The 25,816-nt window shown below is 73.6% G+C and carries 16 protein-coding genes; 4 read left to right on the forward strand and 12 right to left on the reverse strand.

Features of this window, described 5'->3' with window-relative positions; all coding sequences use genetic code 11:
* Window positions 1–27: 27 nt before the first annotated feature.
* Entirely contained in the window at window positions 28–1,281 is a 1,254-nt protein-coding gene (locus ACZ51D_RS24635; protein ID WP_360496759.1) for a serine/threonine-protein kinase, read from the reverse strand.
* Between the two features lie 248 nt (window positions 1,282–1,529).
* The gene (locus tag ACZ51D_RS24640; protein WP_465663535.1) at window positions 1,530–3,398 is read right to left on the reverse strand and encodes a serine/threonine-protein kinase; all 1,869 of its coding nucleotides are present in this window, start codon (window positions 3,396–3,398) and stop codon (window positions 1,530–1,532) included.
* Window positions 3,399–3,809: 411 nt separating this feature from the next.
* Between ACZ51D_RS24640 and ACZ51D_RS24645 the strand changes: the two genes are divergently transcribed.
* Window positions 3,810–6,665 (forward strand): FtsK/SpoIIIE domain-containing protein, encoded by a 2,856-nt coding sequence (locus ACZ51D_RS24645; RefSeq protein ID WP_465663536.1) that lies wholly within the window; start codon window positions 3,810–3,812, stop codon window positions 6,663–6,665.
* 81 nt (window positions 6,666–6,746) lie between these two features.
* Here the strand turns inward: ACZ51D_RS24645 and ACZ51D_RS24650 are convergent, their stop codons facing one another.
* The 8 genes from ACZ51D_RS24650 to ACZ51D_RS24685 all read right to left on the reverse strand — a co-directional run bounded on the left by ACZ51D_RS24650 (window position 6,747) and on the right by ACZ51D_RS24685 (window position 19,077).
* A complete protein-coding gene (locus ACZ51D_RS24650; protein ID WP_465663537.1) occupies window positions 6,747–7,766 on the reverse strand; it encodes a CU044_5270 family protein in 1,020 nt (339 codons plus the stop codon).
* Window positions 7,763–8,392 carry an RNA polymerase sigma factor gene (locus ACZ51D_RS24655; RefSeq protein ID WP_465620330.1) on the reverse strand — a complete coding sequence of 210 codons (630 nt, stop codon included), beginning with the start codon at window positions 8,390–8,392 and terminating at the stop codon, window positions 7,763–7,765. The genes ACZ51D_RS24650 and ACZ51D_RS24655 overlap by 4 nt, the downstream gene beginning before the upstream one ends.
* A gap of 103 nt (window positions 8,393–8,495) precedes the next feature.
* Window positions 8,496–9,341 carry a hypothetical protein gene (locus ACZ51D_RS24660; RefSeq protein ID WP_465663538.1) on the reverse strand — a complete coding sequence of 282 codons (846 nt, stop codon included), beginning with the start codon at window positions 9,339–9,341 and terminating at the stop codon, window positions 8,496–8,498.
* A gap of 183 nt (window positions 9,342–9,524) precedes the next feature.
* Window positions 9,525–14,471, reverse strand: coding sequence for an NAD-glutamate dehydrogenase (locus ACZ51D_RS24665; RefSeq protein ID WP_465620326.1), 4,947 nt, complete (start codon window positions 14,469–14,471; stop codon window positions 9,525–9,527).
* A 281-nt stretch (window positions 14,472–14,752) separates the two neighbouring features.
* Window positions 14,753–16,384, reverse strand: a complete 1,632-nt coding sequence (gene pruA, locus ACZ51D_RS24670; RefSeq protein ID WP_360497230.1) for an L-glutamate gamma-semialdehyde dehydrogenase — start codon at window positions 16,382–16,384, stop codon at window positions 14,753–14,755.
* A 129-nt stretch (window positions 16,385–16,513) separates the two neighbouring features.
* Entirely contained in the window at window positions 16,514–17,170 is a 657-nt protein-coding gene (locus tag ACZ51D_RS24675) for an HAD family hydrolase (protein ID WP_465620324.1), read from the reverse strand.
* 47 nt (window positions 17,171–17,217) lie between these two features.
* Entirely contained in the window at window positions 17,218–17,727 is a 510-nt protein-coding gene (locus ACZ51D_RS24680; protein ID WP_360496735.1) for a DUF6912 family protein, read from the reverse strand.
* Between the two features lie 117 nt (window positions 17,728–17,844).
* A complete protein-coding gene (locus ACZ51D_RS24685; protein WP_465620321.1) occupies window positions 17,845–19,077 on the reverse strand; it encodes a patatin-like phospholipase family protein in 1,233 nt (410 codons plus the stop codon).
* A 341-nt stretch (window positions 19,078–19,418) separates the two neighbouring features.
* On the opposite strand from ACZ51D_RS24685, the gene ACZ51D_RS24690 reads away from it, so the two are divergent.
* On the forward strand, window positions 19,419–19,883 hold the full coding sequence (locus ACZ51D_RS24690; protein WP_360496729.1) for an Rv3235 family protein: 465 nt from the start codon (window positions 19,419–19,421) through the stop codon (window positions 19,881–19,883).
* A gap of 122 nt (window positions 19,884–20,005) precedes the next feature.
* Here the strand turns inward: ACZ51D_RS24690 and secA are convergent, their stop codons facing one another.
* On the reverse strand, window positions 20,006–22,768 hold the full coding sequence (secA, locus tag ACZ51D_RS24695; RefSeq protein WP_465620319.1) for a preprotein translocase subunit SecA: 2,763 nt from the start codon (window positions 22,766–22,768) through the stop codon (window positions 20,006–20,008).
* 242 nt (window positions 22,769–23,010) lie between these two features.
* Here secA and ACZ51D_RS24700 point away from each other — a divergent pair, with 242 nt between their 5' ends.
* A complete protein-coding gene (locus ACZ51D_RS24700) occupies window positions 23,011–23,568 on the forward strand; it encodes a GNAT family N-acetyltransferase (protein ID WP_360496723.1) in 558 nt (185 codons plus the stop codon).
* Window positions 23,569–23,678: 110 nt separating this feature from the next.
* Window positions 23,679–24,890 (forward strand): winged helix-turn-helix domain-containing protein, encoded by a 1,212-nt coding sequence (locus ACZ51D_RS24705; RefSeq protein ID WP_465620318.1) that lies wholly within the window; start codon window positions 23,679–23,681, stop codon window positions 24,888–24,890.
* An 85-nt stretch (window positions 24,891–24,975) separates the two neighbouring features.
* Here ACZ51D_RS24705 and ACZ51D_RS24710 read toward each other — a convergent pair whose 3' ends face one another.
* Window positions 24,976–25,728, reverse strand: a complete 753-nt coding sequence (locus ACZ51D_RS24710; protein WP_360496717.1) for a response regulator transcription factor — start codon at window positions 25,726–25,728, stop codon at window positions 24,976–24,978.
* Window positions 25,729–25,816 lie beyond the last annotated feature (88 nt).

Below are 25,816 nucleotides of genomic sequence, written 5' to 3' on the forward strand. Positions count from 1 at the left end.
TGACGACACCCCCGTTTCCCACCGGGGCTACGGCGCCCGCGGGGCGGTGCCGTGCACGGCCGGACGGGCCGGGTGGCCGCGGTCCGGGGCGGTGGCCGCGAAGGCCGTCCAGGCCGCGGCGGCGCCCGCCAGCAGCAGCACGGTGGCCAGCAGGACGGCCAGCAGCCGGCGGCGGCGCAGCAGGGCCTGGCGGTCCCGGCGGTGGCCCGGGGCGGTGCGCTGGGCGCGGGACTCGGCGGCGTACGCGGCCAGTTCCTCGGCGGACGGGCGACGCAGGCTGGTGTGGGTGTCCCGGGTGGAGTCCGGGGCGACGCCGGGCACCAACGGGACGGCCGGGCCGCGACGGCGCTTGTGGAGGCCGGGGCCGGCGTCGACCTCGGCGTAGACCGCCTCGCCGGGGGTCAGCTGCTCCTCGGCCGGGGCGCGACCCTGGGTGGGCACGGCGAGCACCGGCAGACCGGCCAGCGACGGCAGCTGCTCGCGCAGCCGGGCGGCCAGCTCGGCGGCGCGCAGCCGGGAGGCGGGTGCCTTGGCCAGGCACTCCGAGATGATCCGCCACAGCCCGTCCGGCAGGCCGGGGATCGGCGGCACCTGCTCGGTGACGTGCCGGCGCAGCACCGCGCCGGTGTGGCCGCCGCCGAACGGGGTGGAGCCGGCCAGCAGCTCGTACAGGACGGTGGCGAGGGCGTAGATGTCGACGGCGGCGCGCGGCTCCAGGCCCTCGATGATCTCGGGGGCGAGGTAGTCGGGGGTGCCGATGATCCGGGTGGCCCGGGTGCGGCGCGGGGCGTCGACCAGGCGGGCCACCCCGAAGTCGGTCAGCTTGGCGCGCGGGGCACCGCCGGGGCCGGGGGCGGCGGCGAGGTCGAGCAGGACGTTCTCCGGCTTGACGTCGCGGTGGACGATCCCGGCCGCGTGCGCGGCGGCCAGGCCGTCGGCGACGTCCGCGATGATCGAGGCGGCGGTCTGCGGCGGCAGCGCGCCGTCCCGCTCCAGCCGGGAGCGCAGGTCGGTGCCCTGGACCAGCTCCATCACCAGGGCGAGGTCGCTGCCGTCCACGACCATGTCGCGCACGCCGACCACCCGGGGGTGGTCGAGGCTGGTCAGCGCGGTGCGCTCCTGGACGAAGCGGCCGACCAGCACCTGGTCGGAGGCGAGGTCCTCGCGCAGCAGCTTGACCGCCACCGGGCCGTCGGGCCCCTCACCGAGCCAGACAGTCCCGGCCGAACCCCGGCCGATCACCTGGTGGACGGTGTACCGGCTGCCGATCTTGCGTGCCAATGCTGCTCCGTGGGCGGCGCGGGAGCGCTCCGGGGGGTCCGGTGCGCTCGGTGGGGCGGGACAACAGCGACCAACCTACGCGCCCGGCGGCCCCGCGGGGCCGCCTGAGGGGTCCGGAGCGGGAGTCTCGGCCGAGAAATCTCGTCAATTGTCGACAAAGCGTCAATCTCGCTGTCCGGAGCCGGTCCAGAGTCCGGATCAGAGTCCGGACCGGAGTCCGGACCGGCCCGATCCGGGGCGTGACGGCGCTACTTGCCGAAGACGCTGTTCACCCAGTCCCGCGCCGAGTCGTACCAGCCCACGACGTTGTCCCAGTAGTGCGGCAGCGGCGTGAAGTTCCACAGCGCCACCGCGGCCACGGCCAGCACCAGCAGCACCATCAGGCAGCCCTTGAGGCAGCCGAGCCCCGGGATGTACATCCGGTTGCGGCTGCGCGGGCGCCGCTCGCGGGCCGGCGCGGGCTCGCGGCGGGCGGACTCGCGCGGCGGCTCCTCGCGGCGCGGCGGGGCCTCCCGGTACTGCGGCGCGGGCGGCTCGGCCCGGCGCGGCACCGGGGTGGGCGCGGGCGGCGGCGGGTAGCCGCCCTGCGACCGGCCGTGCCCGGCCGGGGCCTGCCGGTAGCCGCCGGGCGGCTGCGGACGGCCGCCGGGCCGATCGCCCTGGGGACCGCGGCCGCCCTGACCGCCCTGCCCTCCCGGTCCGGCCTGGTAGGGCGGCGGGGCCACCGGCGGGCGCTGCGCGTACCCGGGCGGCGGCGGGGCCTGCTGGTAGCCGGGGCGTCCGCCCGGGGCGTCCTGCCCGGCCTGCCCGCCGTAGGGCGGCTGTCCGGCCTGGTAGGGCGGCGGAGCGACCTGCGGCTCGCCGTACTCCTCGTAGTCCTCCGGGCCGAAGTAGCCGACCTGGGTCTGCTGGTTGCGGTCCCGCGCCGCGCGCAGCTGGGTCTGCCACGGGTGCGGCGCCTCCTCCTTCGGCCCGGGGGGCGCGGTGGGCGGGGGCGGCGGCACGGCGGTGGGCGGCATCACCTGGGTGCGGTCCGGGGTGCCGTACGGGGGCGCGGGCGGCGGCTGGGTGCCCATCACCCGGGTCGCCGCGGCCGGGTCGTACTGCCCGCTCGGGGCCGTCGGGGGCAGCACCTGGGTGCGGTCCTCGGTCCCGGCCGCCCCCGGGCCGGTGGCCGAGACGCCGCCGGGGACCGCGGTGGGCCGCGGGTCGGGCTGCAGCAGGGCGGCGACCGCCAGCGCCTCGTCCACCGCCGCCGGGGAGGCGTGCACGCCGACGCCGGCCGCGACCACCCGCAGGGCGCGGGCCAGCGCGGTGGCGCCGGGCCGCTGGGCCGGGTCCTTGCGCAGGCAGCGCTCGATCACCGTCCAGAGCGGCTCGGGCATGGTGCTGGGCCGCTGCGGCTCCTGCGCCAGGTGGGCCTGGAGGACGGCGAGCGCGCTGTCGCCCTGGAACGGCTGGCGGCCGGTGACCAGCTCGTACAGCATGATCCCGGCGCCGTACACGTCCACCGCGGAGGTCTGCGGGCGGCCCTCGGCGGACTCCGGCGCGACGTACGCGGGGGTGCCGACGAACTCGTGGGTGCGGGTGACGCCCGGGGAGTCGGCGAGGCGGGCGATGCCGAAGTCGGTGAGCAGCGGGTGCATCCGCTCGGTGCCGTCCACCAGGGTGGAGGCGAGCAGGACGTTGGCCGGCTTGAGGTCGCGGTGGACGATCCCGTCCGCGTGGCTGGCCGCCAGCGCGTCCGCCACCTGGGCCATCAGCAGGGCGCCCGCGATCGGGCTGAACGGGCCGTTGGCGCGCAGGTAGCGGGCCAGGTCGGGGCCCTCCACCAGATCCATCACCAGGGCCAGCAGCTCGCCCTCGACGACCAGGTCACGGACCCGGACGATGTTGGGGTGGGTCAGCCGCAGCAGCAGCGAGCGCTCGCGCAGGAAGCGCATCACGACGTCCGGGTCGGCGGCCAGCTCCTCGCGCAGCACCTTGATCGCGACCCGCTGCCCGGGCTCGCTGCCCGGCACCTGGACGTCCTCGCGCACCACGCCGCGCCAGACGGTGCCGGTCGCACCCCGTCCGAGGGTCTCATCCAGCAGATACTTGCTGCCGACTGGCCGCACCTGTCGCACTCCTCGCCGTGCCGCCCGCGCGGGGCGCTCCTCCGCCGGTGCGGTGAGCCTGCCGGGCCCGTGTCTGCGGCCACTCTAACGGTGTCCGTTCGGGTTTTTGAGGTGACCGGCAGGCCATCCGAGGAGGGTTGGGGGACATCCCCTAGGGGAGTACCCGGAGTGGGCCGGCGGCCTGCTCAGGGGGCCCTGAGGGCGGTGGTTGACCTGACTCACCGTCGCCTCCACCATGGCGATGATCGCAAGATCGTCAAATCCGGTACCGTGCGCGGACCGTCCGTGCCGGATGGCAGGATGGACACTCGCCACTCGTGTGGCCCAAAGGGGTCGCCGCGGCCGCCCGGTGCGTCCACGACGGCGCCGGGGTACCAGGCTTCACCTCAGCAGAAGGGACCCGCGGGCGAGATGCAGATCCGGCTGACCGTCCTCCGACCGCGCAGCGGCCCGGCCGCCGCCGGCTCCGCCATCCCCTACGTGGACGTGCTGGTCACCGCGCCCGTCGGCACCGCGCTCGGCGCCATCGCGGGCGCCCTCGCGGGCGCCGTGGGCGTGCGCGGACCGCGGGCCGCCACCCATGTGCACCTGTACGCCGGCGCGCACCGGGTGGACGAGCACACCCTGCTCGGCCACCCCCCGCTGCTCGACGGAGCCGTCCTCAGCCTCAACGAGCCCGACCCGACCGCCGACGACCCCGACGACACCCCCGCCGTCGCCGAACTGCGCGTGGTCGGCGGGCCGGACGCCGGCGGCGTGCACCGGCTGCACGGCCGGGAGATCCGGATCGGCCGCTCCGGCGAGGCCGACGTCCCGCTCGACGACCCGGACGTCTCCCGGCTGCACCTCGCCCTGCACCTCGCCGAGGACGGCCGGGTCTCCGCCCGCGACCTCGGCTCCACCAACGGCACCACCCTGGACGGCCGGCTCGTCCCGCCCAGCCCGCCCGAGGCCGCCGTCCCGCTGGAGCCCGGCGCCCTCCTGCGGATCGGCGAGTCGACCCTGCAGGTGACCGCCCCCCACCCGGCCGACACCGCCGGGGCCGCCCGCACCGCCCTGCCCGACGGCCACGGCCACCTCCGGCTCGCCGCGCCCGGCCCGGCCCGGCCCGCGCCGCCGGTGGTCGAGCCGCCCGCCGCCCCCGAGCCCGCCCCGGGCCGCGGCCGCGGCCTGTTCTCCCTGCTGCCCGGCCGAACCGCCGAACCGCCCGGCCAGGAAAGCGCCGAACGCCACCACGCCGCCGTACGGCTGCGCCAGACCGCCGCCCAGCGCGAACGCTGGCCCGACCTCGCCGCCCTGCTGCTCAGCGCCGTCGGCCCCGGCCCCCGGCTGTGGGAGCGCGGCCCCGGCCACCCCGACGCGCTCACCCTGCGCCTGGGCACCGCCGACCGCCCCGGCGGCCCCGGCACCACGCCCGGCACCACCCTGTCCGCCGTCCCGGTCACCCTCGACCTGCAGACCGCCGGCAGTCTCGGTCTCTGCGGCCCGCGCGAGCGCCTGGACGCGCTCACCCGCGCCGTCGTCGCCCAGCTCGCCGCACTGCACCCGCCGACCGGCCTGAGCCTCGCCGTGGTCGACGCCGACCCCACCCGCACCCCCGAAGAACGCGCCGACACCTGGGCCTGGGCCCTGTGGCTGCCCCACCTGCGCCCCGCCGACGGCCAGGACTGCCGCCTGCTGCTCGGCCTCGACGACGAACAGGCCACCGCCCGGCTGACCGAACTCACCACCCGGCTCAGCGGCCCCAGCGGCCTCGGCGGCCACCCCGCCACCGTGGTCGTGGTGGACGGCCGCCCGGCCACCGAGACCGCCCGGCAGGCACTCGACCTGCTGCTGCGCCAGGGCCCGGCCGTCGGCATCTTCCCGATCTGCCTCGCCGAACAGCCCGAGCTGCTCCCCCGGGGCCTCGGCGCCACCGCCCTGATCACCGGCGAGGTCGGCACCCAGCTCTCGCTCGACCGCCCGGTCGCCCGCGGCCGCGAAACCCTGCACGAGATCTCGCTGGACGCCGTTTCCGACGCCTGGGCCGAGCGACTGGCCCGCCTCCTCGCCCCGCTGCGCGAAGCCGCCCCGGCCGCCCGCGGCCCGCTGCCCGACGCGCTGCGCCTGCTCGACCTGCTGCAGCTCGACACCGTCACCCCGGCCAAGCTGTCCGCCCGCTGGGCCGCGCACGCCGGCGGCATCGGCGCCGCCACCGCACTGCTCGGCACCACCCGGGACGAACTGTGCACCCTCGACCTGGCCGACCCCGAGCTCGCCCTCCCCTCCCCCGACCCCGGCGGCCCGCACCTGCTGATCGGCGGCGCCCACGGCTCCGGCAAGACCGAGCTGCTGCGCACCCTGGTCGCCTCGCTCGCCGTCTCCGAACGCCCCGAACGGCTGGCCGTCACCATCATCGAGGGCCGGGCCTCCGAGGACGGCCTGGACGGCTGCACCGAGCTGCCGCACGTCACCGGCCTGGTCAACGCCGCCGACGACCCGCGCGCCGGGCTGCTCGCGGCCGAGGCCCTGGAGGACGAACTCGCCCTGCGGGAGCGGCTGTTCGACGGGCTGGACTTCGCCTCCTGGCACGCCGCGCGCATCCTGGACGACCGCCACGGCCTGGACGACCGGTCGCAGGCCGTGAACCACCCGCAGGTGCCGGTGCCCGCTACCGTCGGAGCCGCGTCCGCCTCGACGCCCCGGATCATCGCGCCGCGCAGCGCGGAGGGCCCCCGGCCCGGCGCCGCCCCCGCCGCGCCCGTCCCCGCGACGCCCGTCCCCGCCCGCCTGGTCGTCGTCGTGGACGACTACGACGCCCTGCTCTCCCCCACCTCCCCGGCCGGTCGGCCGCTCGCCCGGGCGCTCGCCGACATCGCCCGCCGCGGCGGCCCGCTCGGCATCCACCTCGCCGTCGCCACCGGCAGCCCGGAGGAGAGCGCCGGCACCGAGGTGGACGAGGCCGCGTTGCTGCGGATCGCCCTGCGCACCGACGACCCCGCCGACTCCGACCTGCTGATCCACCTCGGCGACGCGGCCGCCCTCCCCGAGGACACCCCCGGCCGCGGCTACCTGCGACTGCCGGACGGCGGCGTCACCGCCTTCCAGACCGCCCGGATCAGCGGCCGCATCCCGCGCAGCGCCACCCTGCGCCCGACCGTGGTCGCGATAGACCCGCTCCAGCTCGGCGCCCCGCCCGCCCGCCGCCCGGTCCGCGAACTCGGCAACGGCCCCACCGACCTCGCCCTCCTCGCCAGCGCCCTCCAGCGCGCCGCCGCCCGGCGCTGACCCGCGGCGAGGGCACCTCGGCCCGTCATTCCGCCCCACCCCGCCCCGATCACGGCAGGGCGGGGCGGGGCCGAACACGGATCAGCCCGTCGGCAGGTCGCCGGGCTTGTCCACGACCGCGCGCTGCTGGACGGCGCTGTCGTAGAGGACGGTGCCCTTCGCCTCCTGGGGGCTGTCCGTGAGCCGGGTGTCCCGGGAGCCGAGGAACTCGTAGGTGTTCCGGTCGAAGATCCACTCCAGGCGGGCCCGGCCGTCGTCCCGCGCCACCGCGACGCCGTGCCGACCCAGGGCGTCGGCCTCGTCGTCCAGCATCGTGACGCCCGGGATCAGGGCGGCCGCGCGGTACAGGGCGGCGCTGGTCTCGGGGGCGATCAGCTGCTCCGAGATCAGCTCTCCGATGTCCCGGAAGGCGGCCTGGTCCCGATCGACGCCCTTGCCGTTGCCCTCGGCGTAGACCTTCGTCAGGAGTTCCTGCGGGTCGGTCGGCAGTGTCGTCAGGTAGCGGTAGGTGGGTCGGATGATGCTCGCCGGTCCCGGCGCCGGCGTGAGGCCGATCCGGCCCTGCGGGTTCTCCTCGCGGCCGAACGCGACCCGGTCCTCGATCAGCCCGTCGGTGCTGCCGTTCACCGACAGCCAGACGGCCCGGGGGTGCAGCGGCGCCGGCACCCGCTTGCCGGTCTTCGGATCGCTGGTGGTGCCGGTCCACTGGCTCTTCACGTAGACGTACTGGTCGTCCCGTACGGTCGCGGCGGGCCGGCTCGCCGAGACCTGGGCGATCCGGTCCAGCAGCTGGGCCGCGCTGACCGGATCCTGCGGCCCTGCCGACGGCGCTGCGGACCGTACGGCGGACGGCCCCGCCTGCACCGGCCCGCCCGTCGTACCGTCGCCCCCGCCGGCCGGCACCAGGGCCAGCGCCAGTCCGCCCGCCAGGGCGGGCAGTGCCACCCAGCCGAGCCGCCCCCGTCGGGCCCGTTCGGACTTCGTCTCCCGGATCTCGCTCATCAGATGTCCCCTCAGCAGCCGGTGGCGGTCGGGGGAGAGCCCGGGCCGTGCCGGTGTCGGCAGCAGCCGGTCCAGCTCGGCACGCTCGTCCTCGTTCATCGGTTCGTCTCCCGTGTCGACCGGGCCGCGTCGGCGCGGCCACCCGGTACCTGTCCGGCCTTCGGGCGGAGTTCCCGCCCGTTTCGGAGCTCCTCCTCGGCCAGCGCGCGCAGCTTCGTGCGGGCGCGCGAGAGCCGCGAACGCACCGTGCCGATCGGCACCCCGAGTGCCTCGGCGGCGCTCGCGTAGTCCAGGCCCGCCCAGACGCACAGCCCGAACACCTCGCGCTCGGCCTTCCGCAGTCCGGCCAGCGCCCGCTGCGCGGCAGCGAGCTGCGCGCTGTCGTCGAGCCGCCCGACCAGCTCGTCGGCGAAGTCCGGCACCACCTCGCGTTCGGGCAGCCGCTCCATCGCCGCCCGGTGTCGCCGGGCCGCCCGGGCCCTGTTGCGCAGCACGTTGGCGGCTATGCCGAACAGCCAGGGCCGTACCGCTCCGCCGCCCTCGCGCAGTGTGCGCCGCAGCCGCCAGGCCTCCAGGAACGTCAGCTGGACGACGTCCTCCGCGACCGCCCAGTCCCCGGTCGCGCGCACCGCGTACCGGTAGAGATCACCCGCCGCGTCGTCGAACAACTCCCCGAACGCCCACTGGTCCCCGTCCCTCAATCGGCCCCGCTGTGACAGTTCCACACCCCCACCTGTCCGCACGCGGCTCAGGGTTCCCACCGGAGTACGGCGGAGGGCCCCGACGAACCGGGCGGTTCGTCGGGGCCCTCCGCGGCCGGTCAGCCGGTCAGACGCACTTCACGTCGCGGTTCACCACGGCCATCCCGGCGACCTTGTCGCCGTCCATGGTGAACTCGTACTGCCAGCCCTGCTGACCCTCCACCGGGAACACGTACTTGCCGCTCTTGGCCAACTGGAGGCCCTTGGCGCCGTAGGCCTGCTGCAGGGCCTCCAGGGTGGCGCCGGCGCCGATGCCCTCGGCCGTCTTCGCCTCCGCCGGGGCGACCAGCTCGCGCAGGCCGGCCGCGGCGAAGGAGACCCGACCGGTGGCCAGGTACGCCTTCTCCTTGGTCTCCCGGGCGACCATCAGGTCGACGATGGCCTGCGTCGCGTCCGCCATCAGCTTGGCGGTGGCGGCCGAGTCCTTGGCCGCGGCGGCCGAGCCCGCGGCGGCGGCCGCCGCGTCCTTCGCGGAGGCGTTCGGCGGCAGGGTGCCCGCCGGGGCGGGCGTCTTGCCGGTGGCCGCGTCCGCCTTGGTGTTCAGGTCCTTGTAGCGGGCCTCGGTGGCCGCCTCGGCGGTCATCCGGGCCTGGTCCGGCGCCGGGCCGCCCTTGTAGACGAAGTCCGTGCAGCCGTCGAGCAGCGAGACCGGCGCGGCCTCCAGTGCGCCGGTGGCCAGGCCCGCGTCCTTGGCCATCCCCGGCTTCAGGCCGCGGTAGCCGGCTGCCGCGAAGGCCTCCGGCCCCTTGGTCGTGGGCGCCGCCGAGGGCGCGCCCGGCTGGGCCGTCGCCGCGGTGCCGGCCTTGGCCGTGTCCTTCTTGTCGTCGGACGAGCAGGCCGCCGCTCCGGCGACCAGCAGTGCCACCGAGATGCCCACGCCCATCGCGCGGACCGAGGCTCGGTTCTTCCCCATGTGCATGCCCCCCACTTGATCGTTCGAGGATCACCGTAGCGAAGGTCCGCTCACGATCCCCAATCGGTTTCCGCACGGAACGGGCACAACGGGGCGCGCGCAGCGGGAGTACGCACAGTCGGGGTACGCACAGCGGAAGGGGCCCGCGTCCGTGGACGCGGGCCCCTTCCGTGCGGCTGTCCGTCAGCGCATCGAGCCGGTGCGCAGCAGGGTGCGGATGACGCGCATCGCGACCGAGAGGCTGGACAGTTCGTAGTTGTCCGAACCCCTTATGTCGTCGAGGGTGCTCTTGGCGCGGTTGAGCAGGGTCCCGTTGAGCTCCGCCCAGGCGGTGTAGCGCTCCTCCGGGGTGGCGCCCTCGGGGCCGCAGACCAGGATGTCGGCGGTCAGCGCCGCGTGGGCCGCGAAGAGGTCCTCGCGGATCGCGGCGCGGGCCATCGACGACCAGCGGTCGGTGCGGGGCAGCTCGATGATGCGGTCGAGCAGGTGCGAGATCTGCAGCCGGTCGCCCAGGTCGTAGTAGAGCTCGGCGACGTCGGCGACGTCCTTGCCGGAGCGGTCCGCGACCTCGGTGATGTCCAGGGTCGGGAAGACCGAGGAGAGGCCGGCGATCCGGGTGGCCAGCTCCTCCGGCACCCCGGCCGAGGCGAGCTCGTTGTACACCTTCTCGAACCAGGTCAGGTCCTCGCCGCGCAACGGCTTGGGCAGCGAGCCCCAGACCTGGGCGACCCGGTCGTGGAAGAACTCGATGGTGCCGGCGATGTCGAGCGGCTGGCGGCGGTTGTTGAGCATCCACCGGGTGGCGCGCTCGACCAGGCGGCGCGAGTGCAGGCGCATCTTGGTCTGCACCCGGGCCGGGACCTGGTTGTCCAGGCCCTCGATCTCGCCCCAGATCGTCTCCAGGTCGAAGACGGCCCGCGCGGCGGTGTGCGTCCGGGCGATCTCCTCGTAGGTCGCGCCGGTCTCCTCCTTCAGGCGGAAGGCGAAGGTGCAGCCACCGCGGTTGATCGTGTCGTTGACGATCAGCGTGGTGATGATCTCGCGGCGCAGCGCGTGGTTGTCGATCGCGTCGGCGAACCGGGCCCGCAGGGCGCTGGGGAAGTACTCGTGCAGCGCGGTGCGGAAGTACGGGTCGTCGGGCAGGTCGGTGGCGAGCAGCTCGTCGGCCAGGATGATCTTGGTGTAGGCGAGCAGCACGGACATCTCGGGCTGGGAGAGCCCGCGGCCGTTCTGCTGGCGGTCACGGATCTGGCGCTCGGTGGGCAGGAACTCCAGGCCCCGGTCGAGGCGGCCGGCCGCCTCGAAGCGGTTGATCATCCGGGCGTGGACGTTGACCATGCTGTGCGCCTGGGCGACGGCGTTGGCCAGCACCACGTTCTGCGCGTAGTTGTTGCGGAGCACCAGGCGGCCGACCTCGTCGGTCATCTCGGCCAGCAGGGCGTTGCGCTGCTTGACCGTCATGTCGCCCTCGGCGACGACCTGGTTGAGCAGGATCTTGATGTTGACCTCGTGGTCCGAGGTGTCCACACCGGCCGAGTTGTCGATCGCGTCGGTGTTGATCCAGCCGCCGATGCCCTCTGGGCCGCCGGTGGCCGCGTACTCGATGCGGCCGAGCTGGGTGCAGCCGAGGTTGCCGCCCTCGCCGATGACCCGGGCCCGGACCTGCTCGCCGTTGACCCGGATGGAGTCGTTGGACTTGTCGCCGACCTCGGCGTTGGTCTCGGTGGAGGCCTTGACGTAGGTGCCGATGCCGCCGTTCCAGAACAGGTCGACCGGCGCCTGCAGGATCGCCTTCATCAGCTCGGCGGGGGTGAGGCGGCTCTCCTGGATGCCGAGGGCGGTCCGGATCTGCGGGGTCAGCTGGATCGACTTCGCCGATCGGGGGTGCACCCCGCCGCCGGCCGAGATCAGCGACTTGTCGTAGTCGTCCCAGGAGCTGCGCGGCAGGTCGAAGAGGCGGCGGCGCTCGGCGTACGAGACGGCCGCGTCCGGGTTCGGGTCGAGGAAGATGTGGCGGTGGTCGAAGGCGGCGATGAGGCGGATGTGCTCGCTGAGCAGCATGCCGTTGCCGAAGACGTCGCCGGACATGTCGCCGATGCCGACGACGGTGAAGTCCTCGGTCTGGGTGTCGTGGCCCAGCTCGCGGAAGTTGCGCTTGACCGACTCCCAGGCGCCGCGGGCGGTGATGCCCATGCCCTTGTGGTCGTAGCCGGCCGAGCCGCCGGAGGCGAACGCGTCGCCCAGCCAGAAGCCGTACGACTCCGCGACGCCGTTGGCGATGTCGGAGAAGGTCGCGGTGCCCTTGTCGGCGGCGACGACCAGGTAGGTGTCGTCCTCGTCGTGGCGGACCACGTCGGCCGGGTGCACGACCTCGCCGCCGACCAGGTTGTCGGTGATGTCGAGCAGCGCCGAGATGAAGGTCTTGTACGAGGAGATGCCCTCGGCCAGCCAGGCGTCGCGGTCCACCGACGGGTCGGGCAGCTGCTTGGCGACGAAGCCGCCCTTGGCGCCGACCGGCACGATGACGGTGTTCTTGACCATCTGCGCCTTGACCAGGCCGAGGATCTCGGTGCGGAAGTCCTCACGCCGGTCGGACCAGCGCAGACCGCCGCGGGCGACCTTGCCGAAGCGCAGGTGCACGCCCTCGACCTGCGGCGAGTAGACCCAGATCTCGAACGCCGGGCGCGGGGCCGGCAGGTCCGGGACGGCCTTCGGGTCGAACTTCATCGACACGTAGGAGTGCCACTCGCCGTTGCCGGCGCGCTGGAAGAAGTTGGTCCGCAGGGTGGCCTTGATGAGGTTCAGGAAGGAGCGCAGGATGCGGTCCTCGTCCAGCGAGGCGACCTCGTCGAGGGCGCCGGACAGCTCCTCCAGGATGCCCTCGGTCAGCTCCAGGGCGCCCGAGCGGTGGCTCGGGCTCAGCCGGGCCTCGAACAGGTTGACCAGCAGGCGGGTGGTGTGGGTGTTGTTGCGGAGCGCGTCCTCCATGTAGTCCTGGGAGAACGTGGAGTTCGCCTGGCGCAGGTACTTGGCGTACGCGCGGAGCATCATCGCCTGGCGCCAGGTCAGCCCGGCGGTCAGCACCAGCTCGTTGAAGCCGTCGTTCTCGGCCTTGCCGGTCCAGGTGGCGGCGAAGGTGTCCTGGAAGCGCTCGCGGGCCTCGTCGGTGAGCTCGGTGGCCTCGCGCAGCTTCAGGCCGAAGTCGTAGACCCACGCGGTGGTGCCGTCGGAGCGGCGCAGCGCGTACGGGTGCTCGTCGAGCACCTCGACGCCCAGGCGCTGGAGCACCGGCAGGACCTCGGTGAGCGAGATCGGGCCGCCGACCCGGTAGATCTTGAAGCGGCGCTCGTCGTCGCCGGCACCGACCGGCTGGTACAGGTTCAGGCGGAAGCCGCCCTCGCCGTGCAGCGCCTCGATCTGCTTGATGTCGGCGACGGCGGTGCGCGGCGGGAAGTCGGCGCGGTAGCCGTCGGGGAAGGCGTTGGCGTACTTGTGGCCGAGCTCGGCGGCCTTCTCCTCGCCCAGCTCGAGGTGCAGCTGGTCGTGGAAGCCGTCCATCCAGAACCGGGCGGCCTCGGCGAGGCGGTTCTCGATCCGCTCGATGTCGGTGTCGGTGAGCCGCGGCAGCTCGGTGCCCGGGGCGACCCGGACCACGAAGTGCAGGCGGGTCAGCACCGACTCGGTGGCGTACACCGTGTAGTCGATGGTGGCGCCGTTCAGCTCTTCCTTGAGGATATCGGTGAGCAGCAGCCGGATCCGCGTGGTGTAGCGGTCGCGCGGCAGGTAGATGAACGCGGAGAAGTAGCGCCCGTACTCGTCCTGGCGCAGGAAGAGCCGCAGCTTACGGCGTTCCTGCAGGTAGAGCACGCTGGTGGCGATGGAGAGCAGTTCGGAGGCCGGGGTCTGGAAGATCTCGTCCCGGGGGAAGGTCTCCATGATCTGCAGCAGGTCGCGGCCGTCGTGGCTCTCGCTGGAGAAGCCGGACTCGTCCAGCACCGCCTGGACCTTGCGGCGCACGACCGGGATGCGGGTGACCGACTCGGTGTAGGCGGCGGAGGAGAACAGGCCGAGGAAGCGGCGCTCGCCGATCGGCTCGCCGGCGGCGTTGAACTTCTTCACGCCGACGTAGTCCAGGTAGGCCGGGCGGTGCACGGTGGCGCGGCTGTTGGCCTTGGTCAGGACGAGCAGCTTCTTCTCGTGGGCCTTGGCGCGCACCGGTGCGGAGAGCCGGCCGAAGGCCTCGCTGACCGCGTGGTGGCGGTCGTCGTGGCTGTGCGGGTCGGAGCGCAGGATGCCGAGGCCGGTCCCGGCGACGGCCTTGAGGACCTCCTCGCCCTCGTGCTCGACCAGGTCGTACTCGCGGTAGCCGAGGAAGGTGAAGTGGTCGTCGCCGAGCCAGCGCATCAGCTCCCAGGCCTCGCCGACCTCCTGGTCGGGCAGGCCGGCCGGGGGCTGCTCGGCCAGCTCGTCGGCCAGGCGCAGCGCGCTCTCGCGCATCTTGCCCCAGTCCTCGACGACCTCGCGGACGTCGCCGAGCACGCGGCGCAGGTTGCCCTCGATGGCGCGCAGGTCGTCGCGGTCGGTCTCGCGGTCGATCTCGATGTGCATCCACGACTCGACGGTCGCGTCGGCGGGCCACTCGGTGCCGGCGGCCTGGCTGCGGGAGCAGGCGTCGACGTCCAGGATCTCCAGCAGCTTGCCGGTGATGTCACGGCGGACGAGCAGCTGGGGGTGGATCACCAGGTGGATCGCGCGGTCCTGGCGGGAGAGCTCGTTGGTGACGGAGTCGACCAGGAAGGGCATGTCGTCGGTGACGACCTCGACGACGGTGTGGCCGCAGGACCAGCCGTTCTCCTCGACCGAGGGGGTGTGGACCCGCACCTCGGCGGTGCCCTGCGGGCGCTTGAGGCCCAGGCGGTAGTGGGAGGCGGCCGCGCCGTAGACGTCGACCGGGTCGAGGTCGACCAGGTCCTCGGGCGCGGTGTGCAGGTAGTAGTGGTGCAGGTACGCGGTCAGAGCACCGTTGCTCAGACCCTCCCCCGGCGCCGCTCCCCCCACCTGGCTGTTCTCAGCGGCTGCGGCTGCCTTCTTGAGCAGTTCGGCCTTGGCTGCGTCCAGCTTGGTCTGCATGACTTCTTGGCTCCTGTCGCGCGCCGTTGCGTGACTCGGTGGTGTGTGGATGTACACCGACGGGTCTTTCGCAATCCTGCCGCACCGTCCGACTGAAAGGGGCTCATGGCACGCATGAAACGTCCTTGCAGCGGGTAGGACGGTTCGTTCGTCCTGCGAAGCCACCCGACGACGCCAGCCAGCCTAACCGGATCAATCGAAGGTGGACAGGGACAGGTAGGCGCAAACCTGCAGGATGTCGGGTCCGTCCTGGACAGCATGTCCAAACCGGAGGCTCATATTCACTCTGAGCCCATGTGCGGGTAACGGTGGTGGATCGGCGGGACGAAGGTCTCCTTGATCGACCGCGCCGAGGTCCAGCGCAGGAGGTTCTGCGCGGCTCCGGCCTTGTCGTTCGTGCCGGAGGCCCGGCCGCCGCCGAAGGGCTGCTGGCCGACGACGGCGCCGGTGGGCTTGTCGTTGATGTAGAAGTTCCCGGCGGTGAAGCGCAGCTCCTCGACGGCCTGGGCGATGGCGTAACGATCCTGCGCGATCACCGCGCCGGTCAGGCCGTACGGGGCGCCGCGGTCGACCCGACCGAGCACGTCGTCCCAGCGGGAGTCCTCGTAGACGTGGACGGCGAGGATCGGGCCGAAGTACTCGGTGCGGAAGATCTCGCCACGGTGGTCGGAGGAGACCAGCACGGTGGGCCGGACGAACCAGCCGATCGCGTCGTCGTACTGGCCCCCGGCCGCCAGCTCGATCGTCGGGTCGGCCTTGGCCCGCTCGATGGCGTCCCGGTTCTTCTCGAAGGCGCGCCGGTCGATCAGGGCGCCCATGAAGTTGGACAGGTCGGTCACGTCGCCCACCGGGAGCGCGTCCACCTCGGCCAGGAAGTCGTCCTTGATCTTCTGCCAGAGGCTGCGCGGCAGGTAGGCGCGGGAGAGCGCCGAGCACTTCTGGCCCTGGTACTCGAAGGCGCCGCGGATCAGCGCTGTCCGCAGGATCTCCGGGTCGGCCGAGCGGTGGGCCAGCAGGAAGTCCTTGCCGCCGGTCTCGCCGACGATCCTCGGGTACGTGCGGTAGCCGCCGATGTTGGCGCCGATGGTCTGCCACAGGGACTGGAAGGTGGCGGTGGAGCCGGTGAAGTGCAGCCCGGCCAGCGCCGGGTCGGCCAGCGCGACCGGGGAGACCTGCAGGCCGTCGCCGGTCACCAGGTTGACCACCCCGGGCGGCAGGCCGGCCGCCTCCAGCAGCCGCATCAGGTGGTGGGCGGCCAGGGTCTGGGTCGGCGCGGGCTTCCAGACCACGGTGTTGCCCATCAGCGCGGGCGCGGTGGGCAGGTTGCCGGCGATCGCGGTGAAGTTGAACGGGGTGACCGCGTAGACGAAACCTTCCAGCGGGCGGTGGTCGGTGCGGTTCCACACGCCGGGCGAGGAGACCGGCTGGTCGGCCAGGATCCGCCGGGCGAAGTGGACGTTGAACCGCCAGAAGTCGATCAGCTCGCAGGCGGAGTCGATCTCGGCCTGCTGCGCCGTCTTGGACTGGCCGAGCATGGTGGCCGCGTTGAGCGTCTCCCGCCAGGGCCCGGAGAGCAGGTCGGCGGCGCGCAGGAAGACCGCCGCACGGTCGTCGAAGGAGAGCGAGCGCCACTGCCGCCCGGCCGCCAGCGCCGCGTCCACCGCCGCCCGGGCGTCCTCCCGGGTGGCGTTGCCGAGCACGCCCAGCTTGGCCGCGTGGTGGTGCGGCTGGACGACCTCGATCCGCTCACCGCCGCCGAAGCGCTGCTCGCCGCCGATGGTCATCGGCAGCGGGACCTGCTCGGCCGCCAGCTCGTCCAGCCGCCGGACCAGCCGGTCCCGCTCCGGGCTGCCGGGCGCGTACGCGTGCACCGGCTCGTTGACCGGGGTCGGCACCTCGGTGACTGCGTCGATGGGCATGGCGGCTCCGTCCTGCTGACTGCTCGGCTGTCAGTCCAGCCTGACCAGCGACGGCCCGATCCGCCCGCTCAGACACGCGGACGGCGGACGTGGCACCCGCCACTGCGGCCCGCCCGGGCGTGCTCAGCCGGTGATCCGGCCCGCCAGCTCGACCGCCTCGGCCAGGGTGTCCACCACCGGGACGCCGACCGGCTCCAGCTTCTCCCGGGTGTGCGAGCCACCGGTGTACAGCACCGCCCGCGCGCCCACGCTCAGCGCCGCCAGGGCGTCGTCCGCGGCGTCGCCGATGAGGACCGTACGGGCCGGGTCCACCTGCTCGCCGAGCGCGGTCAGGTGCCGGACCAGGTGCTCCGCCTTCTGCCCGCCGGCCGGGCCGCTGCGGCCGTCCACCCGCAGGAAGTGCCCGGTCAGGCCGAAGGTGTCGACCAGCGGCACCAGCTTGTCGTGCACGTACAGCGACAGCAGCGACTGGCTGTGCCCCGCCGCCTGCCAGCCGGTCACCAGCTCGCGGGCGCCCTCGGTCAGCCCGCAGGACGAGCTCAGCTCGCGGTAGCGGTCGTGGAAGGCGTCGTCGAGCTTCAGCCACTCCTCCGGGGAGGGCTCCCGGCCGAGCAGCCGCTGGTAGAAGCGCGGGATCGGGATCTCGTACTGCTCGCGGTACTCCTGCAGGCTCATCGGCCCGACGCCGATGGTGGCGAAAGCGGCGTTGCTCGCCCCGAGCACCGCCTCCATGTCATGGAAGAGGGTGCCGTTCCAGTCCCAAACGATGTGAGTGCGCACGGGGGACAACGGTAACGCCGGGCACCGACACACCGGTAGGACGGAGCTCACCCGAGCAGCGAGGGGATCTCCTGGGTCGCGAACCAGAGCAGGTCGTGGTCCTCGGCGCCGTCCACGGTGAACTGGGCGTCCTGGTCGCCCGCATCGGCCGCGGCCACCGCCGCCACCGCCGCCGCGACGTCCGTGACCACCTCGTCGTCGGGCACGTCCGCGTGCACCGCGGCCGCCTTGGCCAGCCGCACCGGTCCGGCCAGCACCACCCGGCCGAGCGAGGCCTGGTCCTGGTACTCGTCGCCGGGGAACGGCCACACCGACGCGTCCGCCACGTCCAGCGCCACCACGACCCGGCGGCGCGGGGCCTCCGGGTCGGCGGCCAGCAGCCGCAGCGAGGACTGGGCGGCCCGGTTCAGCGCCGCGTACTCCAGCTCCTCGATGTCGTCACTGACGTACCACTCGCGCAGCGCGGGCGTCACGGCGTACGCCGCGGACTGCTCCAGGGCGCCGCCCTCGTGCGCCGCCGCCAGGCCGGTCAGGGTGGTGGGCACGTACACGCGCATCGGTGGCACTCTCCGGTTCGGTCCAGCGGGCTTCGTCCAGCGGAACGGATTCCCCAGCGCCCCAAGAATAAGCTCCGCCGGGCTCCCGTGATCACCGACGGTGCGGGGTCCGGCCGATCACCGCGCGGCCCGCAGCGCCTCCAGGCTGCTGAGCAGGGCGCTCTCCAGGACCGCACCGCGGCGGGCCGGGTCCATCATGTTCGGGCCCATCACCGCGAGGTCCGCCAGGGTCGGCGCGAGCAGCCGCACCCGGACGCCCTCGGCCCGCAGCAGCGCGGCCTCGCGCAGCAGTTGCCGGGTCACGGCACGGCGGTAGCGGCTGACCAGCTGGGCCAGCACACCCCGCGGGCGGTCCCGGGCACGCCACTCGCGCAGCGCGGCCAGGGTGTCGCGCCCGCGCCCGACCGGCCCGGACCCGTCGGATCCCCCGAGCCGCTCGGGGCGCTCGGGGCGCGGGTCCAGCCGCAGGGCCATCGGGGCCACCACGTACACCTCGTCCAGGCCGCGGCCGAGCATCAGATCGGCGTTGGTGGCCGACCAGCAGCCGCCGTCCACGTACGCCGAACCGTCCAGGCGCACCGGCGCGAACCAGCCGGGGATCGCGCAGGAGGCCATCACGGCGTCGGCGACCGCGACCGCCGGGGCGTCCGGATCACCGAAGACCACCCGGCGGCCGCTGCGGTAGTCCACGGCGGCCACCCGCAGCGGCGAGCTCACCACCACGGCACCCGCGTCGGCGTCCGCGTCCGGGGTGCCCGAGTCCCGTTCCGGGGTACCCGCGCCCGCGCCCGCGCCGGCGCCGGCGTCCGCGTCCGGGGCGTCCGCGTCCGGGGCCGGCCAGCCACCGGGGCCGAGCAGCCCGCGCACCAGCTCGCCGACCGGCGCCAGCGAGCCGCGGCCGTGCGGCGCCATCGCCGAGACCATGGTCAGCAGCGGGTAGTCGCGCGGGTGCCGGACGGCGTCGCGCAGCAGGCCCGGCGAGCCGATGCCGACCCGGGGGCGGGGCGGCAGCGCGCCGCCGACCGCGGTGTCGTAGTCGAAGGCGACCCCGGCCAGCGGGCCGTCCGTGATCGGCAGGCCGCGCTGGTGGTCGCGCAGCTGCTCGGGGCGGACACCTCCGGACAGCATCGCGGCGAGGATCGCGCCCGCCGAGGTGCCGAGCAGGATGTCGGCGTCGCCCGGCTGCCGCCCGGTGGCCTCCTCGACTGCGCACAGCGCGCCGACCGTCCAGGCCGCGCCGAGCATCCCGCCGCCGCCCAGCACCAGGCCGCGCCGGGGTGGGCCCCCGGCGCGCGGGGTGGTGCCCGCGACCGCCGGGGCCGGCACCGCTGCTGCTACCCGTGTCGTCATACCGGCCGCCCGTCGTCGTGGGGGCGGCTGCCCGCTCCCCGCGGTTCCCGGTCAGGCTCCGATGGTGCGCGCCGGGCCGGTACGGCGCAATGCGGCAGCCGGGCGCCGGCCACCCGGTCCGCCCAGCCGGAGCGTCCCCTTTCGGACCCTACGGCCCGCCCCCGCACGTCAACCGGGCGCCGTACGACCGCTGCGCCGGCCCTTCGCCGCGCTGGCCTCTTCACCCGGATAGGTGAACTCGAGACCCGGCTCCGAGCGCCCGGAAAAGGCGTTGCCGCCCCGCGTGTGGCGCCGCCAGCCTGGACCCGTCCGTACCCGCACCACCCCGTCGAGGAGCCACCGTGACCGCCCACCACACCCACCACCACGCCCACCTGTCCGCCCGCCCGCACCGCCGCCCGCACACCGTCGGCGGCGGCTGCGACCCGGCCGGGCGCCGGCCCCGGCACCCCCGCACCGCCTGCGCCGGCGACCCCGGCCACGACCCCCGCGCACTGGCCTCCCGGTTCGCCCACCAGCTGGTCGAGGTGCTCACCGGCGTGCGGCCCTCCGGCCAGCTGATGCGGCACACCAGCCTGGACGGCTACGGGCAGCTCGCCTCGCTGGTCCGGACGGGCGCGCTGCGCCGCGGCGGGGCCGCCGACCGGCCCCGGCTCGGCCCGGTGCACGACCGCTCGCCCTCGCCCGACGCGGTCGAGGCCTGTGTCCGGGTCGACCTCGGCCGACGGCACCACATGGTCGCCTTCCGGCTGGAGCAGCGCGGCCCGGCCGGGCAGTGGCAGTGCACCGCCGTGGAGGCCCGATGACGGCGGTGCACTGCCACGCGGCGGTCCGGGGAACGGCGCAGGGCGCCGCCCCCGTCCGGGAGCGGCGCCCTGCGCGGCGTCCTGCGTGTCGGTCCACGGCCCGAGCGGGCCGTACGGGCGGCTCAGCCCTTGCGGCGGCGGCCCTTGGCCGACTTGGCGGCCTTGCGGCGCTCGGCGCGGGTCATCCCGTCGCCCTCGTCCTCCGGCGCGAGGTCCTCGAAGTCGCCCTCGATGACACCGCCGCCGACCTCGTCCGAGGGGGCCGTGTAGTGCAGCCGCTGCGGCTTCGGGGCCTCCAGGCCCTTGGCCTTGATCTCCGGGCGGGCGGCGTCCTTCTCCAGCTTGTCGAGCACCACCTGGGCGTCCTCGACCGGGACCTCCTCGACCTGCTGCTCGACCTGGACCTCCAGGTTGAACAGGTAGCCGACGGACTCCTCCTTGATGCCCTCCATCATCGCGGTGAACATGTCGAAGCCCTCGCGCTGGTACTCGATCAGCGGGTCACGCTGCGCCATGGCCCGCAGGCCGATGCCCTCCTGGAGGTAGTCCATCTCGTAGAGGTGCTCGCGCCAGCGGCGGTCCAGCACCGACAGCACGACCCGGCGCTCCAGCTCGCGCATGATCTCCTCGCCGAGCTGGTCCTCGCGGGCGCCGTACTGCGCCTGGATGTCCTCCTGGATGACCTTGACCAGGAACTCGGGGGTCAGGCCGGCCGAGCCGCCGGCCTCCTCCTCCAGGTCCTCCAGGTCCAGGGCCATCGGGTAGAGCTGCTTGAGCGCGGTCCAGAGCTTCTCCAGGTCCCAGTCGTCCTCGAAGCCCTCGCCGGTGGCCGCCTTGACGTAGGCCTCGACGGTGTCGTCCATGAAGTGGCCGACCTGCTCCTGCAGGTCCTCGCCCTCCAGCACGCGGCGGCGCTCGCCGTAGATGACCTCGCGCTGGCGGTTGAGCACCTCGTCGTACTTGAGGACGTTCTTGCGGATCTCGAAGTTCTGCTGCTCGACCTGGGTCTGCGCGGAGGCGATCGCGCGGGTGACCATCTTGGACTCGATCGGCACGTCCTCGGGCACGTTGGCCATCGAGAGCACGCGCTCGACCATGCCGGCCTTGAATAGGCGCATCAGGTCGTCGCCCAGCGACAGGTAGAACCGGGACTCGCCCGGGTCGCCCTGACGGCCGGAGCGGCCGCGCAGCTGGTTGTCGATCCGGCGGGACTCGTGCCGCTCGGTGCCGAGGACGTAGAGGCCGCCGGCCTCCTTGACCTCGTCCTGCTCGGCCTTGACGGAGGCCTTGGCCTTCTCCAGCGCGGCGGGGAAGGCGGCCTCGTACTCCTCCGGGGTCTCGGTCGGAGTGAGCCCGCGCTGCGCCAGCTCGGCCGCCGCGAGGTGGTCGGAGTTGCCGCCGAGCATGATGTCGGTGCCACGACCGGCCATGTTGGTGGCGACGGTGACGGCGCCCTTGCGGCCGGCCTGCGCGACGATCTGCGCCTCGCGCTCGTGGTGCTTGGCGTTCAGCACCTCGTGCGGGATGCCGCGCTTGCGCAGTTCCTGCGACAGGTACTCGGACTTCTCGACCGACACGGTGCCGACCAGCACCGGCTGGCCCTTCTCGTGCTTCTCGGCGATGTCCTCGACCACGGCGGCGAACTTGGCCGGCTCCGACTTGTAGATCAGGTCGGGCTGGTCGATGCGCAGCGGCGTCTTGTTGGTCGGGATCGGCACCACGCCGAGCTTGTAGATCTGGTGGAACTCGGCGGCCTCGGTCGTGCCGGTACCGGTCATGCCCGCGAGCTTGTCGTACAGGCGGAAGAAGTTCTGCAGGGTGATGGTGGCCAGCGTCTGGTTCTCGTTCTGGACCTCCACCCCCTCCTTGGCCTCGATCGCCTGGTGCATGCCCTCGTTGTAGCGACGGCCGGCCAGGATGCGGCCGGTGTGCTCGTCGACGATCATGACTTCGCCGTTCATGACGACGTAGTCCTTGTCCGCCTTGTAGAGCTCCTTCGCCTTGATGGCGTTGTTCAGGAAGCCGACCAGCGGGGTGTTCACCGACTCGTAGAGGTTGTCGATGCCGAGGTAGTCCTCGACCCGGCTGACGCCCTCCTCCAGGATGCCGACGGTGCGCTTCTTCTCGTCGACCTCGTAGTCGCGGTCGATCTTCAGGCGCTGCACCAGCTTGGCGAAGTCGGCGTACCACTTGGTCGCCTGGTCGGCCGGGCCGGAGATGATCAGCGGGGTGCGGGCCTCGTCGATGAGGATCGAGTCGACCTCGTCGACGATCGCGAAGTTGTGGCCGCGCTGGACGAGTTCGTCCTTCGACCAGGCCATGTTGTCGCGCAGGTAGTCGAAGCCGAACTCGTTGTTCGTGCCGTACGTGATGTCCATCGCGTACTGCTGCTTGCGCTCCGCGGGCGTCATGTTGCCCAGGATCACGCCGACTTCGAGGCCGAGGAAGCGGTGCACCCGGCCCATCCACTCCGAGTCACGCTCGGCGAGGTAGTCGTTGACGGTGATCAGGTGGACGCCCTCGCCGGTCAGCGCGTTCAGGTACGCGGGCAGGGTGCCGACGAGGGTCTTGCCCTCACCGGTGCGCATCTCGGCGACGTACCCGTGGTGCAGGGCCGCGCCGCCCATGATCTGGACGTCGTAGTGCCGCTGGCCGAGCACGCGCTTGGCCGCCTCACGGACGGTGGCGAACGCCTCGGGGAGGATGTCGTCCAGGCTCTCGCCGTCCACGAGCCGCTGCTTGTACTCGTCGGTCAGTGCGCGCAGCTCGGCGTCGGTGAGGTTGACGAAGTCCTCTTCGATGGAGTTGACCTGGGCAGCAATCCGCTGCAGCTTGCGAAGGATCTTGCCCTCGCCTGCGCGCAGGATCTTGTCGAAGACGGACACTTGAGCGGGCTCCTTGCCTGTATTGGCACTGGACGACTGCACGGGGGGTCCACCCCACCGCACGGGCCATCGTATGCGAGGAGTCCAATGCCCCGGGAGGTGCGTCAGCACGGTATTCCCGTGTCACCCGCGCGAGCACATGGCCCGATAGCACCGTTCACCGGGACAAAACGGTCGGCGGGTCGAGGAGTTGGCCGCATAATCGGATGCCCGCCTTCCTTATTCGGAGAAATAATCCGTTCATGGAAGAACCCCGCACCGAACCGGTCACCCTCGTCACCGAGCGCCTCGTGCTGCGCGCCCCGCGGGAATCGGACATCGACGCCGTCTTCGCCGCCTGCCAGGACGCCGAGATCCAGCGCTGGACAGTGGTCCCCTCGCCGTACCGGCGCGAGGACGCGGAGTTCTTCGTACGCGATCTCGCCCCCAGCGGCTGGCACACCGGCGCGAACCGGATCTGGTGCGTGTTCGAGCGCGAGTCCGGCGCCCTGGTCGGCTCCCAGGGGCTCGTTCTGCGCCAGAACGACCCGGGCTGCGCCGAGATCGGCTGGTGGGCCGCGAAGGAGTTCCGCGGCCGCGGCTACACGGTCGAGGCCGCCCGCGCGGTCTCCCGCTTCGGCCTGCGCGAGCTCGGCCTGCGCCGCCTGGAATGGCAGGCCTACGTCGGCAACGACGGCTCCCGCGCGGTCGCCGAGCGGGTCGGCTACCGCTTCGAGGGCACGCTGCGCTCGTACGCCGAGCAGCGCGGCGTCTTCCACGACGCCTGGGTCGCCTCGCTGCTGGCCGCCGACCTGGACTGAACCCCTTCCGGCCCCGGGCCCCGGGCACCGGGGCCGCGGCCGGCGTCCGTGCCTGGGGCCGGTGTCCGCGCCCGGGACCGGTGTCAGTGCCCCGGACTACGCTCGCCGGCATGACCGCCGCAGCCGCGCACAGCAACCCCGTCACCGTCCTGAGCGCCGACGACGCCCGCCGGATCGTCCTGCGAGCCCAGGGGCTGCTGGGCGCGCCCGACCGCCGGGCCGGGGTGCGCGGGGTGTTGCGGCACCTGGGCGCCGTCCAGCTGGACACCATCTCGGTGCTCGCCCGCTCGCACGAGCTGGTGCCGTACGCCCGCCTCGGTGCGGTCGGCCGCCCGGCCGTCGAGGCGGCGTACTGGGGCGGCGGCACGAGCTTCGAGTACTGGTCGCACGCGGCCTGTGTCCTGCCGGTCGAGGAGTGGCCGCTGTTCGCCTTCCGGCGGCGCCGCTACCGCGACCGCGGGCACCTCTGGGGCCACCAGGTCACCCCCGAGACCTACCGGCTGGTGCTCGACAAGCTGCGCGCCGAGGGCCCGTTGACCTCCACGGAGTTGGGCGGCGCCAAGAAGACCGCCGAGTGGTGGGACTGGTCCGACACCAAGATCGCGGTCGAGCGGGCACTGGCCTTCGGCGACGTGGTCTGCACCGAGCGCCGGAGCTGGAAGCGCGTCTACGCGCTGGCCGAACAGGCCATCCCGGAGGCGCTGTTCGGGCAGGAGCGGTCGGACGAGGACTGCGTGCGCACCCTGGTCGCCCAGGCCGGCGCCGCGCTCGGCGTGGCCACCCGGGCCGACCTGCTGGACTACCACCGGCTGCGCGCCGAGGAGTTGGACCCGGTGCTCGCCGACTGCGGGCTCGTCCCGGTCGAGGTGGCCGGCTGGGGCCCGGACGGCGCCCCGGCCCCGGCCTGGGCCGACCCGGCCGCCCTGGCCACCACCCCGCGCGGACGCCACCGCACCACGCTGCTCTCGCCGTTCGACTCGCTGGTCTGGGACCGCGCGCGCACCGAACGGATCTTCGGCATGTCGCACCGGCTGGAGGCCTACACCCCCAAGCACAAGCGGGTGCACGGCTACTTCGCGATGCCGCTGCTGGCCGGCGGCCGGCTGGTCGGCCGGGTCGACCCGGCCCGCGAGGGCCGCACCCTGGTCGCCCGGCAGGTCTCGCTGCACGGCGATCGAGGACGTGACGGCCGGCACCTCGAGCCGCTGGCGACGGCCCTGCGCGAGGCGGCCGCCTGGGTCGGCTGCGACACCGTACGGGTCGAAGCGCTGCACGACGAGCGGCTGCGCCCGCCCCTGGAGAAGCTGCTGGCGGACGGCTAGGCCCGACCCTCCCGGTCCGACCCGGGGAAGCGGCCGGGACGGGCGAGTCCGGACGGGCGAGTCCGGCCCGGCCCGCCCTGTTCCCTCACCCTATTTCGAGGATCTTCTCCCGCATCGCGTACACCACGGCCTCCATCCTGGAGTGCAGTTGGAGCTTCTCCAGGATGTTGCGCACGTGGTTCTTCACGGTGTTCTCGCTGATGAACAGCTCCTTGGCGATCTCCCGGTTGTTCATCCCGGTCGCCACCAGCTTGAGCACCTCCAACTCCCGGTCGGTGAGCCGGGGTGCGGGCACCAGGTCCCGGTCGTCGGAGCGGCGCTGGATCATCGACTTGAACTCGGTGAGCAGCTTGGATGCCATCGACGGGCTGATCTGCGACTGCCCGTCGGCGACCGCGCGGATCGCGGTGGCGACCTCGTCGGTGGAGATCTCCTTGAGCAGGTAGCCGGTGGCCCCCGCCTTGATCGCCTCGTAGAGGTCGGCTTCCTCGTCGCTTATCGTCAACATGATGATCTTGGTGCTGGGTGCCACGTCCTTGATCGCCGTACAGGCCTCGATCCCGCTGCGGCGCGGCATCCGGACGTCCATCAGGATGATGTCGGGCAGCAGGTCGGCGGCCTTCAGTACGGCCTCGGCGCCGTCCCCCGCCTCGCCGACGACCTTGATGTCCGGCTCCTCCGCGAGGACGATCTCCAGCCCCCGCCGGAACAGCGCGTGGTCGTCCACCACCAGCACACGGATCGGCTCACCCCGGTGCGGCGCGTACGCAGGCTCCTCCCCCGGCCCCGACGGCAGCCCGGGCCCAGCCGCGGGCCCCAGCCCGAAGTGATCCCCCATCCGCTCCTCCCCCTTCGCAAGTCGTCCTGCGCCAATCATTCCACGCCCGGCAGCCGCCATGGTCACCCTCCGGCGCCGACGAGTTCGC

Source organism: Kitasatospora sp. NPDC033851, assembly GCF_055576085.1.